Origin of the sequence: Geobacter sp. OR-1 (assembly GCF_000813145.1) — a bacterium.
Lineage (GTDB): Bacteria > Desulfobacterota > Desulfuromonadia > Geobacterales > DSM-12255 > Geoanaerobacter.
Window position 1 is genome coordinate 14,025 of sequence record NZ_BAZF01000010.1, and the last position, 16,949, is coordinate 30,973.

The 16,949-nt window shown below is 55.9% G+C and carries 16 protein-coding genes; 4 read left to right on the plus strand and 12 right to left on the minus strand.

Annotated elements, in window-relative coordinates:
- Window position 1 precedes the first annotated feature (1 nt).
- Together OR1_RS11500 and OR1_RS11505 are read left to right on the plus strand one after the other, a co-directional pair.
- Window positions 2-730, plus strand: a complete 729-nt coding sequence (locus tag OR1_RS11500; RefSeq protein WP_041972014.1) for an ABC transporter ATP-binding protein — start codon at window positions 2-4, stop codon at window positions 728-730.
- Window positions 727-1,719, plus strand: coding sequence for a hypothetical protein (locus tag OR1_RS11505; protein ID WP_041972015.1), 993 nt, complete (start codon window positions 727-729; stop codon window positions 1,717-1,719). The genes OR1_RS11500 and OR1_RS11505 overlap by 4 nt, the downstream gene beginning before the upstream one ends.
- A gap of 1 nt (window position 1,720) precedes the next feature.
- Here the strand turns inward: OR1_RS11505 and tyrS are convergent, their stop codons facing one another.
- The 8 genes from tyrS to OR1_RS11545 form a co-directional block, all read right to left on the minus strand.
- Complete coding sequence (gene tyrS, locus OR1_RS11510; RefSeq protein WP_041972016.1) at window positions 1,721-2,944, minus strand: tyrosine--tRNA ligase; 1,224 nt, start codon at window positions 2,942-2,944, stop codon at window positions 1,721-1,723.
- Between the two features lie 25 nt (window positions 2,945-2,969).
- Window positions 2,970-3,758 carry a TIGR00282 family metallophosphoesterase gene (locus OR1_RS11515; protein WP_041972017.1) on the minus strand — a complete coding sequence of 263 codons (789 nt, stop codon included), beginning with the start codon at window positions 3,756-3,758 and terminating at the stop codon, window positions 2,970-2,972.
- A complete protein-coding gene (rny, locus tag OR1_RS11520; RefSeq protein WP_370543356.1) occupies window positions 3,748-5,247 on the minus strand; it encodes a ribonuclease Y in 1,500 nt (499 codons plus the stop codon). The genes OR1_RS11515 and rny overlap by 11 nt, the downstream gene beginning before the upstream one ends.
- A gap of 78 nt (window positions 5,248-5,325) precedes the next feature.
- Window positions 5,326-5,898, minus strand: coding sequence for a 5-formyltetrahydrofolate cyclo-ligase (locus tag OR1_RS11525; RefSeq protein WP_041972019.1), 573 nt, complete (start codon window positions 5,896-5,898; stop codon window positions 5,326-5,328).
- Between the two features lie 341 nt (window positions 5,899-6,239).
- Window positions 6,240-6,527 carry a cell division protein ZapA gene (locus tag OR1_RS11530; protein ID WP_041972020.1) on the minus strand — a complete coding sequence of 96 codons (288 nt, stop codon included), beginning with the start codon at window positions 6,525-6,527 and terminating at the stop codon, window positions 6,240-6,242.
- Window positions 6,527-6,703: a cell division protein ZapB gene (locus OR1_RS11535; RefSeq protein ID WP_041972021.1), complete on the minus strand. Its 177-nt coding sequence runs from the start codon at window positions 6,701-6,703 to the stop codon at window positions 6,527-6,529. The genes OR1_RS11530 and OR1_RS11535 overlap by 1 nt, the downstream gene beginning before the upstream one ends.
- Window positions 6,704-6,774: 71 nt before the next feature.
- The gene (ftsY, locus tag OR1_RS11540; RefSeq protein WP_041972022.1) at window positions 6,775-7,863 is read right to left on the minus strand and encodes a signal recognition particle-docking protein FtsY; all 1,089 of its coding nucleotides are present in this window, start codon (window positions 7,861-7,863) and stop codon (window positions 6,775-6,777) included.
- A 1-nt stretch (window position 7,864) separates the two neighbouring features.
- A complete protein-coding gene (locus OR1_RS11545) occupies window positions 7,865-8,224 on the minus strand; it encodes a roadblock/LC7 domain-containing protein (RefSeq protein ID WP_041972023.1) in 360 nt (119 codons plus the stop codon).
- Between the two features lie 190 nt (window positions 8,225-8,414).
- Here OR1_RS11545 and OR1_RS11550 point away from each other — a divergent pair, with 190 nt between their 5' ends.
- Both OR1_RS11550 and OR1_RS11555 read left to right on the plus strand, forming a co-directional pair.
- Entirely contained in the window at window positions 8,415-8,621 is a 207-nt protein-coding gene (locus OR1_RS11550; RefSeq protein ID WP_041972024.1) for a hypothetical protein, read from the plus strand.
- Window positions 8,622-8,633: 12 nt separating this feature from the next.
- Entirely contained in the window at window positions 8,634-9,095 is a 462-nt protein-coding gene (locus OR1_RS11555; protein WP_041972025.1) for a pyrimidine dimer DNA glycosylase/endonuclease V, read from the plus strand.
- A gap of 123 nt (window positions 9,096-9,218) precedes the next feature.
- On the opposite strand, the gene OR1_RS11560 is transcribed toward OR1_RS11555, so the two are convergent.
- The 4 genes from OR1_RS11560 to OR1_RS11575 form a co-directional block, all read right to left on the minus strand.
- Entirely contained in the window at window positions 9,219-12,638 is a 3,420-nt protein-coding gene (locus OR1_RS11560) for a choice-of-anchor D domain-containing protein (RefSeq protein ID WP_041972026.1), read from the minus strand.
- 30 nt (window positions 12,639-12,668) lie between these two features.
- Entirely contained in the window at window positions 12,669-13,601 is a 933-nt protein-coding gene (locus OR1_RS20850; RefSeq protein ID WP_052440405.1) for a hypothetical protein, read from the minus strand.
- A 363-nt stretch (window positions 13,602-13,964) separates the two neighbouring features.
- Window positions 13,965-14,309, minus strand: coding sequence for a hypothetical protein (locus OR1_RS11570; RefSeq protein WP_041972027.1), 345 nt, complete (start codon window positions 14,307-14,309; stop codon window positions 13,965-13,967).
- A gap of 213 nt (window positions 14,310-14,522) precedes the next feature.
- A complete protein-coding gene (locus OR1_RS11575) occupies window positions 14,523-16,934 on the minus strand; it encodes a hypothetical protein (protein ID WP_041972028.1) in 2,412 nt (803 codons plus the stop codon).
- Window positions 16,935-16,949 lie beyond the last annotated feature (15 nt).

A 16,949-nucleotide genomic window follows, 5' to 3' on the forward strand; every position in this document is an offset into this window, starting at 1 on the left:
GATGATCAGGCTTGCCAATGTCGTTAAAACTTTCAATAGTGGGAAACCCAACCAGTTCACAGCGGTCGACGACGTCAGCATCGAGATCCGCCCGCTGAACCTGACCGTGCTCAAAGGGCCAAGCGGCTCGGGCAAGACCACGCTGTTGTCGCTCATCGGCTGCATGGTCCGGCCCAGCTCCGGAAGAATCTTCCTGCACGGCATAGAGACCCGATTTGCGCGCCACAATGAATCCGCTGGTTCATTTGAAATCACCAGCCTGCCGGAACGCTTTCTGAATGAGATTCGGAGATCGACCTTTGGTTTCATATTTCAACAGTTCAACCTGATCAAAGGGATTTCGGTACTGGAGAACATCATGCTCCCGGCATACCCTACCGGCGAAAACCACACGGCATTGCATCAAAGGGGAATGGGACTGCTGGAGCGGTTCGACATCAAGAGACATGCGCCATCAAAGGTAGAGTGGCTCTCAGGCGGGGAACTTCAGCGAGTGGCCATTGCCAGGGCCTTGATAAATAACCCCTCGATACTGGTTGCCGACGAGCCGACTGCGCACCTGGACAGCAGGCTGTCGCACGAGTTCATGAAGATAGTCTCCGAATTGAAGAGCAAAGGGAAGACCATCCTGATCGCGAGTCACGATCCGATAGTCTATGATTCCGAAATAGCCGATACCGTAGTTGAAATGAGAGACGGCCGGATCACCGGCCGCGGACATGAGGAATGATTTACCATCCGGCGATCCTTTCCCTGCTGACAGCCTCGACGATAATCAGCATGATGGTGTTGTTTGCGGGGTGGAAAGGGCTCCTGATTTTACGCTGCTGGGACCTTAAGAGCGGCAGTGAGTTGCAGCTGCAGATGGAGCGGTCGACCTATCTGGTCTCAACCATTCTCGCCTACATTCTTTTTTTTCACCTAATTTCCCTGTTTCTGTACATTTTTACTGCAGACGACCTGCACAGCATGTTTGTCGGAGCCATGTGCGCCGCCGGCTCGTTGAATGCAAACCGATTCGGCTATCCGGTGCTGATGCTGAAAATCGTCACCTGCATCTGCGCCGGGGTCTGGCTGATCATCAACCATGCAGATTCCCAGGGATACGACTATCCGCTGATAAAACCCAAATACGCTTTTCTTCTGGTGTTGGTCCCGTTGATAATCGGGGAAACATCTCTGCAGTTTCTGTACTTTGCCGGGCTCAAGCCCCAGGTGATCACTTCGTGCTGCGGCAGTCTGTTCAGCGCCGGCGCCGGCACCCTGTCGTCCGACCTCGCGGCATTGCCGAGGGTGCCGATGGAAGCGGCCCTGGTTGCGGTATTAGCCATTACTTGTCTGGGGGGGATTCTGTTCCTGAAAACCGGGAAAGGCGGGTATTTCTTTGCAGCAGCAAGCACGCTGCTGTTTTTTATTGCCATGGCAGCGCTGGTCTCGTTCATCAGCATCTATGTCTATGAACTGCCGACACACCATTGCCCCTTCTGCATCCTCCATAGGGAGTACGGCTATGTCGGCTACCCGCTCTATGCAGCGCTTTTGGGAGCCGGAATTGCCGGGATGGGGGCCGGCGCTCTGATGCCCGCACGCCAACAGGCAAGCATGGCAAACGTAGTCCCGGGCATCCAGCGAAAGCTTGTCGCTACATCAGTGGCGCTTTATCTGCTGTTCGGCCTGGTAACTGCTTATCTTATTGCGACCTCGGCATTGAAGTTCTGACCTATTGGCCGCCAAACCTGACCCGAACAAACCTTCTCTTGCCCACCTGCAGGATATACTCGCCCGAACAGGCAAGCTCGGAATTGTCGTCCGACACCTTTTCGCCGTTCACTTTGACCCCCCCCTGCTGGATGGCCCGGCGCCCTTCGCCGTTGGAGGCCACAACTCCTGCCTTTGCCAGTATCTTGCAGAGCAGCATGGTCGAACCTTCCGCAGCGATATCGGCCTCGGGCATCTCGTCCGGGGTCTGGTTGTCGCGGAACCGCTTCACGAAGTTCTCTTCGGCCTGACCAGCGGCAGCAGCACCGTGATACCTGGCAACAATCTCCCGGCCGAGCTGCTTCTTGGCATCCATCGGGTGAATCTCATGGGCCTTGATCCCTTTGCGCAGCTTGTCGATCTCTGCCAGCGAGAGGTCTGAAAGCAGCTCATAGTACCTGAGCATCAGTTCGTCGGAGATGGACATGATCTTGCCGAAGATCTCATCTGCCGGGTCGTTGATGCCGATGTAATTGCCGAGTGATTTGGACATCTTGTTGACGCCGTCAAGTCCTTCCAGGAGCGGCATGGTGATCACCGACTGCGGCCGCTGGCCGAACTCGCGCTGCAGCTCCCGTCCGACCAGCAGGTTGAACTTCTGATCCGTCCCCCCCAGCTCGACATCGGCCTTCATGGCCACCGAGTCATACCCCTGGATCAGCGGGTAGAGAAACTCGTGGATGCTGATCGGCATCTGGCTCGCATACCGCTTGCCGAAATCATCCCGTTCCAGCATCCTGGCCACGGTATATTTAGCCGCCAGTTGGATCATCTCGGTGGCGTTCATGGCTGCCAGCCACTCGGAGTTGAAAACAACCTTGGTCTTTAGCGGGTCAAGGATCTTAAACACCTGCTCCTTGTAGGTCTCAGCATTGCGCAGCACATCCTCGCGGGTTAACGCCTTTCTGGTCTCCGACTTTCCGGTCGGATCGCCAATCATACCGGTGAAGTCGCCGATCAGGAAGTTGACCTCATGGCCGAGTTGCTGGAACTGCCTCATCTTGTGCAGCAGCACCGTATGGCCGAGATGAAGGTCAGGAGCGGTCGGATCGAAACCGGCTTTGATCTTTAACGGCACCCCAGTGTCGATCGACTTCTGGAGCTTTTCCTCAAGCTCCTTTTCCAGCAGGATCTCAACCGCGCCGCGTTTTATCAACTCCATCTGTTCAGCAACAGAACCGGTCATTGTAACCCCCAAAACGTATTCTTGCTCAACCGCAGGCGATATTGACCCGCTCTATGGTCAATGCCTTGCCGGTACTCTCATCTACACCGATAACCACCCCATTGAGGCGGATATCCTTCTTGGCGACCTCGAACTTGGACGGCCGTTGGGTAAGAAACTTTTCGATCGGCTCCTCCTTGCGAACACCGATTACCGAATCAAAGGCGCCGGTCATCCCGGCATCGGTGAGATACGCCGTCCCGGCCGGCAGGATCCGTTCATCAGCGGTCTGCACATGGGTGTGGGTGCCGATCACGGCAGATGCCCTGCCGTCAAGATACCACCCCAACGCCGTCTTTTCCGAAGTTGCCTCGGCATGGAAATCAACGAAAATAATATCGGTCTCCTGCTTAAGCTTCTCGATCTCACTGTCGGCAGTCCGGAACGGGCATTCCAGGTAGTTCATGAACACCCGACCTTCAAGGTTCAACACCCCAACCTTGACCCCGCCAGCGGTCCTGACAACTGCGCTACCCTGTCCCGGCGTACCGGGGGGATAGTTGGCAGGCCGCACCAGACGTTGCTCCCTGGTTATGTACTCCAGGGCATCCTTCTTATCCCAGATATGGTTGCCGCTGGTAAAGAACTGCACCCCGTACTCGAACAGTTCTTTGGCAGTCTCCACGGTCAGACCGAACCCTCCGGCAGCATTTTCGCCATTGGCGATAACCAGGTCGACCCGGTAGCGGTCCACCAGGCGATGCAGCTCGCGTGCAATCGCCTGGCGCCCCGGTTTACCGACGATGTCGCCTATGAAGAGGATATTAACGGGCATACTCGACGGCGCGTGTTTCCCTGATTACGTGTACCTTGATTTGCCCCGGATAGGTCATCTCTGCCTCGATCTTCTTGGCCACATCTTTTGCCAGCACCACCGCCTGCTCGTCGCTTACCTGGTCGCTGGAGACCATGACCCTGATCTCTCTGCCGGCCTGGATCGCAAACGAGTTGGTAACGCCGTTGAACGACGTGGCGATCCGCTCCAGGTCTTCCAGGCGCTTCACATAAGTCTCCATCATCTCGCGTCGAGCCCCCGGACGCGCTCCGGAAAGGGCGTCGGCCGCCTGCACGAGCACGGCGAGAATAGAGTTCGGCTTTTCGTCCTCATGGTGCGCCATTATGGCATGCACGATTTTAGGGGATTCGCCGTACTTGCGGGCTATCTCAGCACCGATTACCGCATGGGACCCCTCGATCTCGTGGTCTACCGCCTTGCCCAGGTCGTGGAGCAATCCGGCGCGCTTGGCCTGCTTGACGTTTATTCCGAGTTCCGCTGCCATGATGCCGCAGAGGAAGGCGACCTCCAGAGAGTGCAGGTAGACATTCTGGCTGTAGGAGGTCCGGTAACGCAATCTGCCGATGAGCTTGAGTATTTCGGGATGAATTCCGTGGACGCCGAGATCGAAGGCCGCCTGGTCCCCGGCTTCCTTGATCGCCTGCTCCACTTCGGCCTCGGCCTTGGACACAACCTCCTCGATCCTGCCGGGATGAATCCTGCCGTCGCCGATCAGTTTTTCCAGGGCGATCTTGGCAACCTCGCGCCGGACCGGGTTGAACCCTGAAAGTATAACCGCTTCCGGCGTGTCGTCGATGATCAGATCGATCCCGGTTGCAGCCTCAAGCGCTCTGATATTGCGCCCCTCGCGGCCGATGATCCGCCCCTTCATCTCGTCCGAAGGCAGTGCCACCACGGAAACGGTCCGTTCGGCCACATACTCGCCGGCATACCTCTGGATCGCCAAGGCCATGATCTCCTTGGATTTCTTGTCTGCCGTTTCCCGGGCCTCTTCTTCTATCGCCTTGATCCGTTTGGCGGCATCCATCTTTGCTTCGTTTTCCATCTCTTCCATCAGGATCTTTTTTGCCTCGGCCGCAGTCATTCCGGAAATAGTCTCGAGTTTGTTCCTCTGCTCTTCGATGATCTGGGCGACCTTTTCCTCTTTCTGCTGGAGAGCCTGGTCTCGGCTGGAAATTGACTGCTCGCGCTTGATAAGCTCGGCATCACGCTGATCAAAAAGATTCATCTTTTTGTCCAGGTTTTCCTCTTTCTGCTGCAACCTTTTCTCAAGAGCCTGCAGGTCCTTCTTCTTCTCCTTTGCCTCCTGCTCCGCCTCGGCTTTTGCCTGCAACACGGCGTCCTTGGCCTTAAGCGAGGCCTCTTTGACGATCGTGTCTGCCTCTCTGCGGGCATTTTCGACCAGCTTAACAGCATCCTCAGCTACAGGCTCTTTTTCAGCCTTTTTGCCGCGCAACATAGTAGCGATGACAACACCGCCCACGATTGCGACAACAGCAACTATAACCAGTACGACGATTGATACTTGCAATGTCCAGTTCCTCCTTTATGTGAATTGACCGGCACAGTGAACCACCCTCCGGTCGGTTATAACCATATCCATCTGAACGTCATGGGGAGCAGCAGGTATTGCCTCTACTAACTGAAAATCGTAGCAGATCCCTGCCATTCGCCCTTTTCCTTCCAAGGCATGAAGGGCCTTATCGTAATACCCCTTGCCATAGCCAACCCTTCGGCATGACAGATCGAACGCAACACCAGGAACCAGGAAAAAATCGATATCCAAAGGTTGGTACAGTTCGCATTCTCCTGACGGTTCGGGAATTCCGAACTTCCCCGGGATCAGCTCCGCAGTATCCGAGACCCGCCGGAACTCCAGGCCGCTCTCCCCCACAACCGGAAACAGCACCTGTTTCCCTGATCTGATTGCCTCAGACACGAGCAGGGATGTGGCAACCTCGTTGTGTACCGGCGCATACAGGGCCACAACTCCGGCGGCAACGAACTCCGAAAGTCCAAGGCAGAGTTTCTGGGCAGCAAGCCCCAGAACAAGCCGCTCCGGTTCAGGAAGGCGCCGGCGCTGTTCCAGCATTGTGCGCCTAAGATTATGCTTGGGCATGATGGCCCCTGAATTGCCGGCCTACGGAAATACAATTGGAATAGGCCGGGCTATTGCCTGTAATTAAACAGGTTAAAACTGCCGGCTCTCGGGGAAAGGCTGAGTATGGAAAGGAGGTTACGGAGTTGCCTTTTCAGGCACCGCCCTTGATAAAGACTCTGTCGGACGCTATCCAGTTAGTGCTGGTCTGACTCCTGGCATAATTAATAGTGGGCTTGCGGCCACCTATCAGTGAAACAGGGGCGGTAACGGCTGCAAAAACCGGTGCCCCTGCTGAAACTGACTTAATAATCCAATCCATTTTACTCATATATAAAATCTCCCGTGAGAGACCGTTAAGCTTACAACTGACTGCCATCCATCCTGCGGATCAAACCGGCAAGCCGTTCCGAACTTTCCTGCTCCCTGCGGCTCCAGTCATCCTTAAGCGACAGATACTCGCCGGCAAGATTAAGAAGGGCAAGGCTTACAACAGCCTGGATATCTCCGACAGCCACACCTTTGGCAACCCCATTCAGCCGGGCATTCAAAAACTGTTCAATCTCGGCGACCTTTTCCGGAGATGCCGGGCTTTTGACAACAAACTCCCGACCCATTATGGTCACTCGATGCGAAAGAACCTGAGACATCAGATATTCTCAAGCTTTTTCAGGAGTCCGTCCACACGGGACCTGACCGTATCGCGATCCGATTTAAGCTTGGCATTCTCTTCGGCAAGCCGGAGATTTTCCATTTTCATCGAGGCATAGCTTTCCAGCAGAACCTCGATTCGCCCTTCCAGAGCCAAGATAAGCTCATTATCCACGACAGACCCCTTAACGGGTTTTGATTCTAACGAACAACCCCGCAAAAGTCAAGGCGTCTCTTATAGTTATCTTAATCAAACAACGCTGAAACAAACTGCTCCGGTTCAAAAGGACGGAGGTCCTCGGCCTGCTCGCCGATGCCGATGAACCGGATCGGCAGCTGGAACTCGTTGCTTACTGCCACAACTATGCCGCCTTTTGCAGTGCCGTCAAGCTTTGTCAGCACAACACCGGACACCTCCGCCGCCTCCTTGAAGAGCCGGGCCTGCGACATCGCATTCTGCCCGGTCGCGGCATCGAGTACGAGCAGGGTCTCGTGGGGAGCACCGGCAACCTCCCGGCCCATTACCCTTCGGATCTTCTTCATCTCTTCCATCAGGTTGACCTTGGTGTGCAGCCGGCCGGCAGTATCCACGATAAGGATGTCGCAGCCACGGGCAACGGCAGCCTTGCAACCGTCAAACACCACGGCAGACGGGTCGGCACCGGCCTGGTGGCGGATTACATCCACCCCGGCACGCCTGCCCCACTCTTCCAGCTGCTCGGCAGCCGCGGCCCGAAAGGTGTCGCCGGCAGCAAGCAGCACCTTTTTCCCGTCGGCAACATACCGGCTGGCCAGTTTGCCGATGGTCGTCGTCTTGCCGACCCCGTTGACCCCGATGACCATGATAACGAATGGTTTGACAGCCGTTACCTCCAATGGTGCGGAATATTTTTCCAGCCTGGACCGGATCTCCTCCTGCAACGCCTTTTTCAGGGCCGCGCCATCCTGCAACTCGTTCCGGCCAAGCTTGACCTCCAGGGTACGGATCAGTTCCACGGTGGTCGGGACACCGATATCTGCTGTGATCAGGATCTCCTCGAGTTCCTCAAGGGTATCGGCATCAATCTCCTTTTTGCCGAGCAGCAGGGTGTCGATCCGCGCCACCAAGCCTTCATGAGTGCGGGCAAGCCCCTGCTTCAGCCGTTGAAACAGGCTCGGCTTGGGCTGGGGCTCCTGAATGGCGGCAGTTGCAGCCACCCCACTTACCGGGGCAGATACAGGCTCCTCCTGGACCACGCTTTTACTCGGCTCATCCGCTACAAGCTCCGGCGCTGCTTCAGCGCCGGTCAGTTTACCCCACAACCCCTTGAAAAATCCCTTGTTTTCCTCCGACATCTCAGCATATCTCCTTCTTGAGCCGATCCACCGCCAGCCTGGCCATCCGTTGCGCCAATGCCGGTAACGACGAACGAGCCATCGTCATGACCAGAAAATAGTCAGGCCCCACCGGGGCAACCAGGTGGCGCTGGCTGCCGGCAGCTATCATCAGGTCTTCAACCTCTCCGACCGGCAGAGCATCATGAAGTTCACGCAGGCGGTTCAGGATTATCCCCTTGTGAGCGCCGATCACTTTCATCTCAAACTCGTCGAAATGGCAGTACTGCTCCACCGCCTCCCCTTCCCAGTCCGCCAGAATGGCGCCGGTGGCACCGGGCACGGCATCGACAAGCTCCTGCAGTATTGTTTTGAAAGGCACTTAATAGTACCCCCGCAATAAAAATCAGGGGTGCATTGTACCGATTTCAGATAATTATGCAACCTTGAACGACATTTCTGTAACGGAAACAGAAGCGCCCGATCGGGGTCATCCGGGTCGGGCGTGCACAATATTCTATCTTGTCAAAAACGCTCTGGAGATGGATAATTGATCGCCAGGAGAAACAGACGTGTCAAAACGAGGCAAGAACGGAAAAGACCATGGTCAACTCTCTCTTTTCCCTGAGGAAGTCCCCAAATGGCTGCTCAAGGAGCATGACCAGGTTTGCGATCCATACCGCGGCAAGACCAGCAGCGAGGGTTGTCTGTCTGATTCTTATGACGATTCAGATGAGTTAGCCCAATTCTCGGATTGGTTGAAACGCAAGGGCCAATGAAAGAACCGGGTTATGCGACTTTGGACACTGCATCCTAAATATCTGGACGCTCGCGGTCTTGTCGCGCTCTGGCGTGAGGCGTTGCTGGCACATGCGGTTCTCAGAGGAAAGACGTCCGGTTACACCCACCATCCCCAGCTGATTCGCTTCCGTAATTCGCCATCACCCGTAGAATCGATCGCCTCCTATTTGCGCGCCGTTCATGCAGAAGCTACCCTGCGGGGTTACCGCTTCGACGTAACGAAAATATCCCCAATCTGCAGCGTCGAACCTATTCTGGTCACTCGTGGACAACTCGAATACGAGTGGTCGCACCTCAAGGCAAAACTTCTGGTCCGTGCCCCGGCGTGGCTCACCAAATTGGAGCCTGTTTCCTGCCTGGAAGCACACCCGTTGTTCCGCATTGTAACCGGTCCGGTGGCAGAGTGGGAAGTCACAAAGCAATCCCGAACCTTCACAAGCCGTAGCAGGTAACCCCCACCGGTTACAGGTGATCCTCCACAAGTATCACTCGGCGTAAACCTGCGGAAATCAAGTTTGACATGACTAATTTCACACAATAAAATTTGAAGGGTTTGGCTTCGTTTGCCTCCTCTTCTACTTTACGACAATCCCATCCACAATCATCGTTCCACAGGTGATGACAATCGAACCTTTCACGCTCGCCTGGCCGGTTTTTGTGGCAAATGCCGCATCATACCCACCTTCGAAGGTAACGGTCTCGCCACATCTGTTCAGGTTTATCTCCTCAACGTACTCCATGTCGCGCCCCTTCACCAATGCCGGAGTTCCGGAAGTGAATGCTCCGAACGCCTCGTTCAAGGTGGCGAAGTAGCTCCCCAGGTTTTCTATCTTAACATTCTGCTGAGTGCTGGTGTTTACCGTCCAGATGTAGCTGGCCGGTTGCCCCAGGTTGCCTGCCGGGTCTGTCGCCCGTACCTTGAAGTTATGGCTAGCGTCGGCCAGGCCACTGAAGGTAAACGGAGCGGTGCAGACACTCCATGCAGCATTGTCAAGGCTGCATTGAAAGATGCTCCCTTCCTCGCTGGCGCTGAAGGAGAAGCTGCCGCCGGTCTGGTTGGTCGGGTTTGCCGGTTTGCCGGTTATGGTGCTGTCCGGCGGAGAGGTATCGACCGTCCAGGTGTGGGATACTGTTGCGCCGGTCAGACCCGCAATATCAACCGCATAAACAGCCAGTGTATGACTGCCGTCGCCGATGCCGGCGAAGTTCCACGGGCTGGTGCAGGTAGTTGCCACTGCCCCGTCCAGACTGCAGAAGAAGGTAGCCGCCTCGCTGCCGGAGAAGGTTATGGAGCCGTTCTTCGAGGCATAGAGCGCCGCAGGTTTTGAGGTGATGGTAACGACCGGAGCCGTGGTATCGAGAATAACGGTGTCGGCAAAGCTCCCAGAGGCATTGCCTGCTGCATCGCGGAACTGGACGAATACCGTCTTGCTGCCGTCGCCGCCGAGCGCTGTCAGTTGCCAGGCTTTGCTCGTAGCGTAGAGTTCCCATTCACTCCATGCGCTGTTGTCGTTGGAGAAACGCATGTCAGCTACAGTGCCGCTGTTATCAAGCGCATTTAGGGCCAGGGGAACATCCCTGCTCGTCGCATAGGTTGTCCCGCTATTGATGGTTATGAAACCGAACGGCGGCGGATCATAGGCGCTGCCGCTCAATGATACGCTGGCGGTCGGCGCATTGCTGGCGTTTGAATCCACCAGCAGGGTTGCAGACTTGCTTCCAACGTTGGTTGGGGTGAAGGTGATGTTGACGCTGCAACTGCTGCCAGGGGGGATGGTCGGAGAGAGGCTGCTGCAGCTCCCTTCGGTAACGCTGAACTCAGCACTATTAGCACCGCCGAGTCTTACAGCTGCCACCACCAGTTCTGCAGTGCTCGGGTTGTTGATGGTCACGCTCTGGTTGTTTGAGATGGAGTTGGTCGCCACTGTGCCGAAGGCCAGTGACGACGGGGACAGGGCAATGGTGGAGGCAAAGCTCGCCTTGAATACGCCACCTCCGGCAGTTCCTGCATAGATCGTCTTGTAGCCTGCCGGGTCAAAGGCGAGCGCCTTGGTGCCAAGAGTTGTCAGGCCGCTGTTGACCGCTCCCCAGGTAGCGCCGCCATCGGTGGTCTTGAATACTCCGTCTGAAGCAGCGGCAAAAATTGTAGCCGGGTTGGTGCTATCCATGGCAAGAGCGCTGATGCTCCGAGTTAGCGACATCTCAAGCCAGGTTATCCCGGCATTGGTTGATTTGTAGAGCATTCTGGAGGAACCGGCCACAATGATTGTCGGATTCACCGGATCAATCGCGAGGGAAAGCACCTGGTCGGCAACATACCGATATGTGTAGTTGTCTTGATAGGTACCGCAACAGTAAGAGCCTCCATAGCCGTCATAGCAATACTGCGTGCAATAAGAACCTGCGTAAAATCTCTCCAGATGTTTGGCAAAATACACTCCACCCCACGTTAAGCCGCCGTTAGTTGTTTGGTATGACATACCTGCGGTGCTGCCGGCATAAACAGTAGATGAACTGACTGGATCAATTGCCAGAGAAAGCACTGACACAGAAGCACCCAGATTGAGCTGGCCCCAGCTCCCGGCAGAATCCGTACTCTTTGAAATACCGGTGTCGGTGCCGGCGTAGATCGTTGCCGGGGTCACCGGGTCGATTGCCAGCGCCTGCACCTTGGCGGTTGCCAAGCCTTGGGCTGTCCAGTTGGTGCCTGAATTTACGGTTTTGAAAATCCCCGCATCGGTGCCGGCGTAGACTATGGCCGGAGTCGCCGGGTTGATCGCCAGGGCATTGACCTTGCTCGATGCCAGCCCCATCAGGTTCCAGGTGGTGCCGCTGTCGTCGCTCTTGTAAACCCCGGCATTGGTGGCGGCGTAGAGGATGGAACTGGAGACCGGGTTGACAACCAAGGCATTGACCGTGGCTCCGGACAGCCCGACGACATTCCAGGCGAAGCTGCCGGCTGCGGCGTCAAGGGCAAAGGTGGCCGTGACGCTCCGGCCGCTGGTCATGGTAACGCTGCAGACGTTGTTGCTGATGGAGTCGCAGCCGCTCCAGCCGATGAAGCTAGACCCTGTATTGGCAGTCGGGGTGAGGGTTACGGTTGTGGAGTGCAGGATACCCTGGTCGCAGTTGGTGTTGCAGGAGGGACCGGTGGAAAAGGCGACCGAGCCGCTGCCGGTTCCGCTGATGGCAAGGGACAGGGTCTGGTACTGGTTCACCGCAGCGCCTGAGAGCGGCAGGCTGTAAAGCGGCGTTACCGGGTCATTGCTGGCGATCTGGAGGCTTGCGCTCTTCTGCCCTGTAGTGACAGGGCTGAAGCTGACGCTCATGGTGCAGCTCACCCCGGCGTTCAGGCTGAACGGCGTTCCAGGACATGGGTTGGCCCCGCCGCCGGAGTAACTGAACGCCTCCGGCGTCAGGCCGGAGAGGGAGAAGCCGGTGACGGTCAGCGGGTTGCCGATGCCGCTGTTGGTGATTGTGAAGATGCTATTCGCCGCCGCATCCCCCATGAGGAAATTGCCGAAGTCGATGGTAGTCGGAGTTGTGGCGGCAATTGGCGGGAGATCCAGGTTGAATGCGGCCGTGATCGTGCAGTCGGCAGTGATGATGCCGGTGGTGAAGATGTTCCCGGTCAGGCTGCCGCCGCAGCCGGAAACGGCATTGATCCGGTTGCCGCTGACCGGCGTAACCGTACAGTCGGTCGCAAAGCCGTGCTCGACGAACGGCGGACAGCTGATGGTTCCGTTGCCGGTCGTCGTGGTCAGGATTGAATACTGGACCAGCTGGCTCTGGCCGTCGCCATAGACGGACAGGGTCGAATCGAGCACATCGACACTCGGGCTGGTCATGACCGCACCGTCGGTAACGGTTATGGAGCTTGAGACCCGCACAGTGGCGCTGGACATGCTACCGAACGCCACCGGCCCGGCAACTGCAGGGAGTGCAGTTAGAAGCAGCAAGGCTCCGCAGAGGAGTATTTGTATGATAGTTCGCATAATGGCCTCCTTTCCGGCGTCAAGAGGCCGTTACAGTTTCATGATGTAGGCAAGGGCGTAGTATGGGGGGCGGATGTCCTGAGCAGTGGAACCTGCATTGCTGGTATTGGGAGCATTAGAACCACTAGTCGCATTTGTACTTGGTCCTGAAGTGAGACCATAGACTGGTGTAAAATGACTAAAACCCATTGATAAACCTGATGAAGAACCAACTGAGTAATATGTTGCATCCCCTGGATAAGCTTGGGTATTAGGGTTTATTGGATCTACAGCTTGGTACGCGATAATATCTATTCGCCCGATGCCTGCACCTATTGCCGCTCGTAAGTCACCTCCATCGTCGCCATAACCTTTATGAGTATGGTTCTTAAGATCATGAGCATGTGGCATTGGATGCTGATGCTCAAGGTTCACTGTCCCCGTTGCTGAACCACCCGTAGCTCCCACTGTATAGCTGTTTCCCGCAGCAACAATAAACTTATCCATCAGGTTGGGGGTGCCATGGGTGCCATCGCAGAGCCACCACCCTTGTGGGAAGTTGGTGGTTGAGCCGCTCCACATGGTTATAACACCGCGAGGTACGCCGTTGAAGGCATACGGCACGCTGGTCATCTTCTCCCGAGGGGTCATCTCCGGTTCGCCGTTGATGGTCAGCCCCAGCCAGGTATCGCCGCCGAATTTCTCCAGATCCAGGGGATTGGCCACGTTGGCGCCCAGTTGGGCAGTGAACTTGCCGTTGGTAATGGCGATGGTCTGGGTTTCGGTCCAGAATGCGATCCCTTCGGTCGCAACGCTGTAGAGGTTGAACACAATACTCTTGGTGTCAGTGACTGGCTGGCCGGACTTGTCGACCATGGTCCCCTGGTAACTCAGGGTGGTGGGGATACTGGCGGCGAGCGCCGACCCACAGAGCGCCATTAAAAGCGCCAGCGTCAGGGCAAATCTTGTCATCTGGGTCATCATTGTTGATACCTCCGTGTATGGTTATGATATGCATACGAAAGCGCGAAAACCGGCCGAACGGTTATGCCCGGCATGGCAACCCCTGGTCCTCTCATGTTGACTTTAACCATGTTGCTTTTCATCTAGGCCACCCGAAAATAACCCAATTTTAAAATATTAATCATGGTTCATCTGCGCAAAAAGCTTACACCGAGTTACGTGAATCCGCACTGAACTCGTGAAATAACCGGTGGTTACTTCGACTTCTTGACCCGGCGAACTTTCCTGCAGGCTTCACTGGAGAGTCAGGTCTGTATAGGAAGGAGCCTTGAAGGACATTTTAGCAAGAGCTTTGCCAAACAGCGTTCCATTTGCGTTAGATTTTCACATTATCCCACGGCCATCCAGAAGGGTCAGGGTGTTGCGGTCGGCATTGAGTTGCAGCGAGACTTTCTGATTGGCGCAGAGTCCCTGCTCCAGAAGCAGTTCCGAAAGCCGTGCAGGTCTCCCCTCAAGGTCATGAAGATCCGTGCAGACCATGAGATATACCATCCCCGGAGTCGATCTCAGTCCGGCTTCATAGATTGAACCGTTGATCTCCATTCGTATCGGGACACGCCCGTTCAAACTATTATCGAGCCGGTGAGGCTCACCTTTGTTGATCCTGATGATCAGTTTGGGAATGCAGTCCGGGTAGTAGCCGACTCTGCGGATGGTGCCTGTAATCATAATTCCTCGCTTTTAAGGACTCATAACGACACTTCAAAAAGTCTCCTTGGAAGTTGTTGCAGACTTCCATGCCAAGTCTGCTAAGGTCCTAAAAGATTCTAAAAAAACAACCAAAGGCACTACACACTTGAAAAGCAGTCTAGCTGCATTGCATCTCATAACCAAAAGCCCTGCGAAACATTGTCCGCAGGGCTTTTGTGCCGACTGACAGCTCTACTTAATACGCGGAACCGTCCGGGTGGACGGAACCGTCTTTCCCGTATCTGTGGCAGTGTAGGTGGCGGTATTGCCGTCTGCGGATACCGTAATCTTCTGGTTAAAAACGTGAGAAAAGCCCCATTCCCCGTTGGTATCCGTCAACACGTTCGTTGTAAATGCCCCTGAAGCGGAATCCAGGGTGTAGGTTGCCCACTCAAAGCCGGCCTGCCCGGTTGCATCCCCCTTTGTCTGGGCAATTACGACATGTTGGTTATCAACGAAAACAATTTCCACAATACCGCCGGTACTGGGGTCCAGACCACCCCAGGCACCGAGCGGCGTTCCGGGCGTGCCACTGAGGAGCGTCAAGGTGCGAACCGAACCATCCGTTGCATCCGTAAAGGTATACGTCGAACCGTTCACAAGCACCTTGCCGGCCGGGTTCTTGCCGAGAGAGTCGGATAACCCAGCATGCAAATTCGTGTCGATGGTAACAGCGGTGACCTTGAAATTTCCGGTCTGTGGGTCATAGGAATATGTCCCCTGCTCAACCCCGGGTTGAATACTTGTATCGCCTGGTGACACAGAAGTCTGGATATGCAGATAGTTCGTAGCATCGATGAAAGTAACAAAAGTTGGGGTAGTAGCAATATTGCTGACCCATGTCTTTCCTGCCAGGGTTGCCGGCGGGGTACCCGTGGATGGCGGCCCTGAAGAAGTACCGACGACCCTCTGCTGACTTACGGAATCAGCATAAACCACGAAAGTGCGAGTGTTGAAGGTATAGCCCGACTTCGTTGCGGTCACATTGACTATTCTGCCGGCCGGGACATTGAGTACCAGGTACTTGCCTGTCGCGTCCGTTGCGGCAGCGCCACTGATGATGTTGTCGCTGCTGTCGAGGTAGTTTACCGGATAGGAGGTCCCGTTTCCGTCAGTGGCGGTAACGACAGCACCGCTGATGTAGCCGGTATCCTGGTTTGTACTCTCGACCACGCGGCTCCTGATAATCCCCTTGCCGGCGGTATTGCCCCAGGCGCTGAGAGTTGCCGGCTGCCACAATGCATACGGACGAGTCGAGGTGTCAGTGTTGGCGTTGTAGTTCATATACCCGGAATAACTGTCCGCGTAGCCGGACTTGGAAAGCTTGATGTAAAACCTGATGCCTGAAGGGATGTTGGCCAGTGTGAACGAGCCGGCAGTATTGGTCGTCGTGCTGATCTGCGGCGCTAGACCGATCGTCGTGACGGTAACACCGCCGGCGGGAATGCCGCTGGCCCCGGAATAGTCGTACACAGTGGCAGTATAGGAGACTGGTGTCGTCGTCGCGAACGATACAGTGAATGTGCCGTGGGAGCCGTCGTTGGGATCGTTCCAGGTGCCGCTCATGATCTTTGTTGCCGGGTTATATATGCCGGAAATAGTGTTAGTGCCATTCACAGTGCCGGAGAAGACGAACGTAAGTCCGTCGGGGCCACCAAGTGTAATCGTGCCGGTGATGGAGGAATTTGTGTTGGAAGTCCCCTGAACATTGCCGGTGGCGTCAACTGCTATAGTGAAGGTACCTGAGTCGGTGCCGGTGTAGGTACCGTTATAGACTCCCTGAGCAATGGCGATGTCGGCGGTTACGGCGCTCTTCGCATTATTGGCTATTGTGCCCGCACTGGTCGCGGTTACCGTGGTCGTAGTCGCTGTTCCGGAACCAACAGCGTACTGTGGAGCAGAGACACTCGTGGTGGTCGTGGAGGTGCCGGCTACGAACGCTGACGGGTCGACGTTGGTAGAGACGGCGGCGGTAACGATATTGGTCAGGTTTGCCAGGGCGACCTGACCACTGTCAGCTGTCCCTGCCGCAGCATCGGCCAATGCGGTATTTATCGCAGTATCCAGCGTTGCGGGCTGCAGGGCGGCAATCTGGGCTGCTGTAGCACTGTTGCCGGCTGCGCCGAGAGTGCCCGGAGTTAGACCGATCTTTTTCTCGACAACAATGACTGCGGTAGCAGCAACGGCACCAATATCCTTGGTAGTCGTTGTCGAAAGCGACCCCTGATCTACCAACCCCCGCAGTACCTGGGCACCGTTCACTGCCCTCACCACATAGTCCCCCTTGGCCAGGCCGGTTACGGTGTAGCGGTACGGGTTGGCACCGGTGCCTGCTCCGGTTGCGGTCACTGTAGCCTTGAGGGCACCGTTCAGGTCCCTCACCTCCACCGTCGGCGTAGTTGTGGCAGCCGCCACCGCCTTGCCGGCCGCATTCCCGGCAGGGAACGTTATCGCCCCGGTGATGCTGAAGTTATTGCCACTTGTCTGTGCCCCTCCAGAGGATCCGCCGCCGCACCCCCAGAGCAGAACCACAGGCAGGAGACAGACCAGCAGGGTCACCAGCCTCCATACCCCTCTTTGCTTAAGGTACTCTACAGTTCCCATGACACCCTCCTTTTC

Excerpts from the sequence above, each read along its gene's own strand:
- OR1_RS11570 (WP_041972027.1), bottom strand. The coding sequence starts at position 14,309 with ATGATTACAGGCACCATCCGCAGAGTCGGCTACTACCCGGACTGCATT.
- OR1_RS11500 (WP_041972014.1), top strand. The coding sequence starts at position 2 with ATGATCAGGCTTGCCAATGTCGTTAAAACTTTCAATAGTGGGAAACCC.
- OR1_RS11525 (WP_041972019.1), bottom strand. The coding sequence starts at position 5,898 with ATGCCCAAGCATAATCTTAGGCGCACAATGCTGGAACAGCGCCGGCGC.
- ftsY (WP_041972022.1), bottom strand. The coding sequence starts at position 7,863 with ATGTCGGAGGAAAACAAGGGATTTTTCAAGGGGTTGTGGGGTAAACTG.
- OR1_RS11515 (WP_041972017.1), bottom strand. The coding sequence starts at position 3,758 with ATGCCCGTTAATATCCTCTTCATAGGCGACATCGTCGGTAAACCGGGG.
- OR1_RS11530 (WP_041972020.1), bottom strand. The coding sequence starts at position 6,527 with ATGTCTCAGGTTCTTTCGCATCGAGTGACCATAATGGGTCGGGAGTTT.
- OR1_RS11505 (WP_041972015.1), top strand. The coding sequence starts at position 727 with ATGATTTACCATCCGGCGATCCTTTCCCTGCTGACAGCCTCGACGATA.
- OR1_RS11560 (WP_041972026.1), bottom strand. The coding sequence starts at position 12,638 with ATGCGAACTATCATACAAATACTCCTCTGCGGAGCCTTGCTGCTTCTA.
- tyrS (WP_041972016.1), bottom strand. The coding sequence starts at position 2,944 with ATGACCGGTTCTGTTGCTGAACAGATGGAGTTGATAAAACGCGGCGCG.
- OR1_RS11555 (WP_041972025.1), top strand. The coding sequence starts at position 8,634 with ATGCGACTTTGGACACTGCATCCTAAATATCTGGACGCTCGCGGTCTT.
- OR1_RS20850 (WP_052440405.1), bottom strand. The coding sequence starts at position 13,601 with ATGATGACCCAGATGACAAGATTTGCCCTGACGCTGGCGCTTTTAATG.
- OR1_RS11575 (WP_041972028.1), bottom strand. The coding sequence starts at position 16,934 with ATGGGAACTGTAGAGTACCTTAAGCAAAGAGGGGTATGGAGGCTGGTG.